Below are 329 nucleotides of genomic sequence, written 5' to 3'. Positions count from 1 at the left end.
TGAGCTTTAAAAAGCTCAGTATTTTCAAACAACTAAAAGAACCCTAACTTGTTTTTATCGTACGATATCAACATGTTTTTAGTCTGGCGATAGTAATCCATCATCATTAAATGGTTTTCTCTACCAAATCCTGATTTTTTGTAACCTCCAAATGGTGCGTGTGCTGGGTATGCATGGTAACAATTCACCCAAACTCTACCTGCTTTAATAGCTCTTGGAATTTGATATAACTGATGCGCATCTCGTGTCCAAACCCCTGCTCCTAATCCGTACATAGTGTCATTTGCTATTTCTAAAGCCTCTGCTTCATCTTTAAACTTTGTAACACA

General features: G+C 37.1%; 1 protein-coding gene. It reads right to left on the bottom strand.

Annotation, left to right across the window (positions count from 1 at the left end; translation table 11 throughout):
* Positions 1-32 precede the first annotated feature (32 nt).
* On the bottom strand, positions 33-329 hold a 297-nt coding region (locus OU788_RS12730), incomplete at its 5' end, for an aldehyde dehydrogenase family protein (protein ID WP_274635497.1).

Source organism: Tenacibaculum sp. L6 (assembly GCF_028823685.1).
Classification (GTDB): Bacteria; Bacteroidota; Bacteroidia; order Flavobacteriales; family Flavobacteriaceae; genus Polaribacter.
The sequence above is the reverse complement of the archived record's forward strand: the minus strand, read 5'-3'. Positions and strand labels throughout refer to the sequence as shown.